Raw genomic sequence first — 6,550 nt, 5'->3', positions numbered from 1 at the left:
CTGTGGTGCGCCCAAAAGATCGCAGCCTTCGGCAGCTCCTACATTTGAATGGCGTACACCCTGTAGGAGCTGCCGAAGGCTGCGATCTTTTGGCGATGGGACACTCGCCAACATTCTGCGCGGCTTCACCCCAACGTATAACCGTTATCAACCTTCCAATCCTGCCCATAGACACCCCGGGCGCCTTGGGACAGTTGAAAGATAATCACATTGGCCACCGCCGACGCATCCAGAAAATGCCCCGGCAGCAGACGTTTGCCCAAGGTGTCAGCGACGTCATCGAGTTCACCATCGCTCAACCCCAGGTTGTCCCACATCGAGGTCGCGGTCGGCCCCGGCGAGACCAGATTGATGCGCACGTCATAACGCGCAAATTCCACCGCCAGTGTGCGTGCCTGAGCCGCCAGCGCGGCCTTGCTGGCGATGCAGGCGGCCAGACCGGGAAAGCTCGAACCGGTCAGGAAACTACCGACAAACACCACCGAAGCCGGGCTCGCCAACTCACCGCGCAACGCCGCCAGGGTGTTCAACGCCCCGGCACCGTTGACCGCCCATTGGCGCTGGAAGGCCGGCATGTCCAGGCTGTCGGCCATTTCGGCAATGCCAGCGTTAGGCACTAGATAATCCACCCGCCCCAGCGTTGCCGCCCGCCGGGCCAGCCCTTGAAGGTCTTCCTGGCAGGTAACGTCCCCGGCGCACCATTGCAGCCGTTCGCCGTAGATCTGCTGCAAGGCCGGCAATTCACCGACGGTGCGTGACATCGCCAGCACCTTGACCCCGCGCGGCAACAGCGCGGCGCACAACGCCAGGCCAATCCCGGAGCTGGCACCGGTGATCACCGCCAGACGATCCTGAAACTCGGTTTGCATCATGTTCTCCTGGGCATCGTTAATGCCAAGCACTGAGGACGTTGTGAGCCCCTATCTTTGAACAGACGCAGAAATACCGACTTGACGGCGATCACTTTTCTCAATGGCTCGCCGATCAATGAGCCGAGTGCGACATCGCTGGCTGCTGCTGAAGTATCGCTTGATCGATTTCGCTGAAACGCAGCACACGACCGCCCTGGTCGGCGGCCAGTTTCTCCGCCGCCTGCTGACTGGAGAACGACGCCAGCACCACACCCATTGCCCCCTTGAGTTGGGTGCCGATCACGTAGAACGCATCCTTGGCATCGATCAGGTGGGCATCATTGGGTGCGTTCCATGGGCTGCGGCCCATGTCGTGGACATACAACCGGGCCTCGCCATGATGATTTTCCGGTTGCAGCCACCAACCGATCATCTCCGCCGTGGAGCAGAATTTCCTGATGCCGCTGCGCTCGACCACTTCGCCCTTGGGCCCGGGGAAGCCTTCGATGATCATGCCGCAAACATGGCATTCATCACTGGGATGAAAGGCAGTGGCGGCGTCGCTGTAGGTGGCTTGCACCGGTTTGTCACAGGCCGCCAGCAGCAAACAGACCATCAGGCCTGCCGCGGCGCGTACCGTCGTCGAATACAGATTGCTCATCGTCAGATGCTCCAAAAACCAAGGTATGAATTCATGTCGCCCGCCGACGGAACAGTAACCAGGCCAAGCTCAAAGGCACTGCCACCCACAGCAACAGGCACAACCAGAGCATCGAGCCCGGCACCGGCAAATCGCTGCCCAACGTCAGCACACCAGCGCTACCGGCGCCGGGCTCGAAACCGGAGAGATTGATCAAGCGATAGACGTCGGCGGGATTGAGCAGCAGTAACCACGGCAACACCTTGGGGTTGAACTGCCCTTCGCTGAGCACCAGCAGTGCCAACAGCGCGAGGTCGAACACCAGCACGAAGAAGAACCACACCCCCAGCGCCAAGCCGGCGGCCGTGGATTTCTCGGCAGACACACTGCTCAGCACATAGGCCAGCCCCAAAAAGCCCCAGCCCAGTAATGTCGATGACAGCATGAATCGTCCAAACGCCCAGAGCAGCAGGTTCAGTTCGACGTCCTCCACCAGCACCGCAATCGCGAGCATTGCGCAGCCGAAACCGATGAGGATCGCCAGCGCCAGGATCAATCCGTGGCCGACGAACTTACCGATCAGAATGTGCCCGCGCCCCAGCGGATAGGTCAGCAACAGCAGCAACGTGCCGCTTTCGTCTTCGCCGACGATGGCGTCATAGGCCAGCAGCAAGGCAATCAGCGGCATCAGGAACGTCGCCAGGCTGGCCAGGCTGGCGATGGTGGCGGGCACAGAAGTGAAGCCCAATTGCCCGGAAGCCGCCGCCCCCAACCAGGCGATGCCGGTCGCTAACACCGCGAACAACAGGCTGATCGCCAACAACCAGCGGTTGCGCAAACCGTCATTGAATTCCTTGCGGGCCATGTTCCAGATCGGGTTCATACGGTCTCTCCACTGGGGGTCGTACCGGCCCGCCCCATGTAATAGCGGTAGACGTCTTCCAAGGACGGTGGGTCGATTTCCACGTCCGCCGGCTCGTGTTCATTGAGCAACTGGCGCAACAAGTCCAGTTTGTTGCCAGTGAGCGCAGCCACTTCGAGACCCTCCACACCCCAGCGCTGAGTGATATGCCCGGCCTTGTTCCAGGATTGCTGCAACGGCCCGGCGTGCTTGAGCCCGTTGGCGCGAATCAGCGTCGGCAAACCGGCCTTCTCGCGCAAACTGCGCAGACTGCCGAGGGCCAGCAAGCGCCCCCGGGTAAGAATCGCGGCACGGTTGATATGCGCCTCGACGCCCGGCAATACGTGGGAACAGAGAATGATGCTGGTGCCCTGGCTGCGCAGCCGGTCGAGCAACCGATAGAGGTCTTGAGTGGCGATGGGATCGAGGCCGACGGTCGGCTCGTCGAGCAGCAACAAGCGCGGCTCGCCGAGCAAGGCTTGGGCCAGTCCCAGGCGCTGGCGCATGCCTTTGGAATAAGTCTTGACCCGTCGATGCGCCGCGCCCGCCAGGCCGACTTCCTCCAGCAACACGTCCACTTGCGCCGGCGCTGCGCCTTTGAGGCGGGCGAAATGCCGCAAGGTCTCCTGGCCGCTCATCTGCGGATAGAAGGTCACGTTCTCCGGCAAATAGCCCAGCAGACGCCGAACCTGCGGATCACTGGGCGTGCGGCCGAACACCCGGACCTGCCCTTCACTGGCCTGAAGCAGACCGAGCACCAGTTTCATGCTGGTGGTCTTGCCCGCGCCGTTGTGCCCGAACAAGCCCAGCACTTCGCCTTCGCCCAGGCTCAGGTTCAATTGATGCAACACCGTGGTGTACCCATAGCGCTGGCTGACGCCTTCCATGTCGATGACGTTCATGCGGTGGGCTCCTGGGTCATGGGTCGTGTGGTGGGATTCATCAGCGGATGGCTGTCCAGGACGCCCGGCGACTTCATGACCGGAAAGGCCCGTTGTACCCAGCGCAGCAACTCGATCCCGGGGCTGTTCATCAACAGCCGCACCTGGGGGTACAGCCACAACAGGCGGTCGACGTTGTCGTTGGGTTCATAGGCGATATCGCCCAGGCCATCGTTGTTGCGATCCCAGCCCAGATAATCGCTCCAGTAATTGCCCCGGCCATTCGCCGACCATTCCTGCAAGCGGGTGGCGACGTATTTGACCTGCCGTTGGTTGCCGACAAAGGCGTTGTCGGCGATGCGGTTGTCTTCGGAGCCCGCGGTGAGGTGAATGCCCACGGCGCTGTGCTCGAAGTGGTTGTGTTCGATGCTGTTGAACAGCGAGTTGTAGATGAACAATGCCTTGCCCTCGGCGCCGCTGATCATACTGTCGCCGGTCGAGCCGTCGCGCACGTCCGTGACGAAGTTGTCGCGCAAGGTGGAATAGGTGATGTAGTTCATCAGGATGCCGTAGTTCTGATCCTGTTCAGAGCGGTTGCCGGTCACCGTGAGCTTGCGGCTTTGCATCAGGGCGTAGCCGGTGCGGGTGCGGCGGGTGGTGTTGCCGATCAGCCGGTTGTCGTTGGCGAACATGTAATGCACACCGTAACGCAGGTCTTCCAGGGTATTGCCCTGCAGCAGGTTGCCGTTGGAGGTGTCGATGTAGATGCCATCGCGGCTGTCGCGCACCTGATTGCCAATGACCCTGGCACCCTGCACCGCGTACAGATGAATACCGTTGCCGCGATCCTGGGAGCGCAGCGCCGGATCTCCCTGGATACGGTTGTCGATCAGACTCGCATCCTGCGTTCTGTCGACCCAGATACCGAAACCCTGGCCCTGCAGGCGATTGCCTTTGATCACCGCGCCACGGGCCTGGGGCTGCAGAAACACCGCCGCATTCATGGCCGTGAGGTCGTGCCCCCAGTCCAGAAACGTACAGCCCTCGATGCGCACATCGGGCGCGCTGACCGTCACACCATTGCCCTGCCCTTGCGCCTGAAACACCGCGCCGGGCTCGCAGAGAATCTGCATCGGTTGATCGACGCTGAACGAGCCAACGTACTCGCCCGCAGGCAAGTGCCAGCGTTGTTCAGCGTCAACCCGCAACGGCAATGTGGTGATGGGTTGCACCGCCAGCGCGCTGCCGGACATCAGCAGGAGCGCAAACGCGACCTTGATCGGCGTGCGCTTGATATCGGTCATCGGCCCGCTCCCGTTGATTGGCAACCGTCAGGCCCGCTCGACCTTCATGCGGCCGACCATTTCCATGTGCAGCGCATGGCAGAACCAGCTGCAGTAGTACCAATGCAGACCGGCCTTGTCGGCGGTAAAGGTGATGGACGAGGTTTGCTGCGGGCTGATCTCCATGCTGGCGCCATGGTTGGTCATGACGAAACCGTGGGTCACGTCCTCGATCTGGTCGATGTTGGTGATGATCACGGTGACCTCGTTGCCCTGCTTGACCGTGAATTCGGTCAGCCCGTAGGCCGGGGCCATGGAGGTCATGTAGACCCGCACATGATTGCCGTCGCGGATGACCTTGTTGTCGGTCTCCAGGTTGATCCCGTCTTTCTTGGCCAGCTCCACGGTGGCGGCGAAGAACGGGTCGTTGCGGTTCCAGATCTTCTGGGTCTTGATCTGGTCCCGGCGCGCCAGGATGCAATCGTGGGGTTCGGCAAACGCAGGGCCGTCATGCACCAGCTTCATTTCGTCGCCGGAAATATCGATCAACTGGTCGTTTTCCGGGTGCAACGGTCCGGTTGGCAGGAAGCGGTCCTTGGAGAATTTGCACAACACCACCAGCCATTTGCCATCCGCTTCATTGGTTTCGGTCAGCGAGGCATGGTTATGCCCGGGCTGGTACTGCACGTCGAGCTTCTGCTTGATGTAATTGACCTTCTCGCCCTTGTAGGCACGTATCGCTTCTTCCATGTTCCACTTCACCACCTGGCTGTCGATGAACAGCGTGGTGTAGGCATTGCCGCGACCGTCGAAGGTGGTGTGCAAAGGCCCCAGGCCCAGTTCAGGCTCGGCGACGATAACCTCGCGCGGGTCCTTGAATTTATCGGCGAACAGGTCGTCCAGCCGGTCGATGGCAATCATCGAGACCGTCGGCGACAGCTTGCCGTTGGCAATGAAGTACTTGCCATCGGATGAGGTATTGAGACCGTGGGGGTTCTTCGGCACCGGGATGTAGCGAGTGAATTCAGAGTCCTTGCCATCGGTTTTACGACCGTCGACCACCGGCACTTTCGAGTCTTCCAGGGTGATGAATTTGCCAGCCTTGATCGCGGCCTCGATGCGCGGGATGTTGAACACCACGACCCAGTCGCGCTCGTTGCGCATCATGCCACCCAGGTCGTAAGCCTTCTCCGAGTTGTAGCAGGTGGACGCGGCGTACTTGCCGGTGTAATCGGCGTCGGAGTTGTCCAGGTTGCCATCGACGATCACCTGGAAGGCCATCTCCATTTTCTCGGCATCGATGGCGTTGAACAGGGTGAAGCTGTTCTTGTCTTGCAGGTCGAAGGTGCGGCCGTCATTGGGGTGCGGGATGACGAATTCGGCATTGGCGAACACGTACTTGGTGTACGGCACTTTTTGCAGGCGCAGGCCGTGGATGGCCTGCACGTTCGGCACCGTGAGGATCTTGTCGCACTTCATGATGTCCAGGCGGATGCGCGCGACCCGGGAGTTGGCCTTGTCGTTGATGAACAGGTACTTACCGTCGTATTTGCCATCGGTCATGGAGATGTGCGGGTGATGGCAATCGCCATTCTGAAATTTCGCACTGTCGCCCAGGATCCGCTTGCTTTCGTTGGTCAGGCCCCAACCGGTGGCCGAGTCGACGTTGAACACCGGAATACGCATCAACTCACGCATCGACGGCACACCGAGCACCCGCACTTCGCCCTGATGACCGCCACTCCAGAAGCCATAATATTGGTCCAGCTCACCGGGGCCGACATGGATTTTCGCCTGCGCATCCTTGACCGCCGCAGCCCACGATTCGCGGCTGAACACTGCGCCGCCTAACGTTGCCGCACCCGCCAGCACCGCACCGGTCACGGCGCTGCCGCCCAGAAAACCGCGACGGCTGAGTCCCGCGTGTTCTTCTTCCTGCACCGGTTTTGTGGATTCTGTGTCAGTCATGTTGCGTACTCCTTGAAGGGATAAAA

At 60.8% G+C, this 6,550-nt stretch carries 6 protein-coding genes; all 6 read right to left on the bottom strand.

All coding sequences use genetic code 11. From position 1 onward, the window contains the following. Positions 1-125: 125 nt before the first annotated feature. Positions 126-869 carry an SDR family NAD(P)-dependent oxidoreductase gene (locus tag BZL43_RS12705; protein WP_095632627.1) on the bottom strand — a complete coding sequence of 248 codons (744 nt, stop codon included), beginning with the start codon at positions 867-869 and terminating at the stop codon, positions 126-128. Between the two features lie 115 nt (positions 870-984). Next, positions 985-1,512 carry a nitrous oxide reductase accessory protein NosL gene (locus BZL43_RS12700; protein ID WP_095632626.1) on the bottom strand — a complete coding sequence of 176 codons (528 nt, stop codon included), beginning with the start codon at positions 1,510-1,512 and terminating at the stop codon, positions 985-987. A 31-nt stretch (positions 1,513-1,543) separates the two neighbouring features. Next, positions 1,544-2,374, bottom strand: coding sequence for an ABC transporter permease (locus tag BZL43_RS12695; protein WP_095632625.1), 831 nt, complete (start codon positions 2,372-2,374; stop codon positions 1,544-1,546). Further along, a complete protein-coding gene (locus tag BZL43_RS12690; RefSeq protein WP_095632624.1) occupies positions 2,371-3,294 on the bottom strand; it encodes an ABC transporter ATP-binding protein in 924 nt (307 codons plus the stop codon). Before BZL43_RS12690 ends, BZL43_RS12695 begins: the two co-directional genes overlap by 4 nt. After that, positions 3,291-4,577 (bottom strand): nitrous oxide reductase family maturation protein NosD, encoded by a 1,287-nt coding sequence (locus BZL43_RS12685; protein WP_095632623.1) that lies wholly within the window; start codon positions 4,575-4,577, stop codon positions 3,291-3,293. Before BZL43_RS12685 ends, BZL43_RS12690 begins: the two co-directional genes overlap by 4 nt. Positions 4,578-4,604: 27 nt before the next feature. Further along, on the bottom strand, positions 4,605-6,524 hold the full coding sequence (nosZ, locus tag BZL43_RS12680) for a TAT-dependent nitrous-oxide reductase (RefSeq protein ID WP_095632622.1): 1,920 nt from the start codon (positions 6,522-6,524) through the stop codon (positions 4,605-4,607). Positions 6,525-6,550: the final 26 nt, after the last annotated feature.

It is taken from the genome of Pseudomonas sp. PICF141 (genome assembly GCF_002286815.1).
Taxonomy (GTDB): Bacteria; Pseudomonadota; Gammaproteobacteria; order Pseudomonadales; family Pseudomonadaceae; genus Aquipseudomonas.
This window is presented reverse-complemented; position numbering and strand designations above follow the sequence as displayed.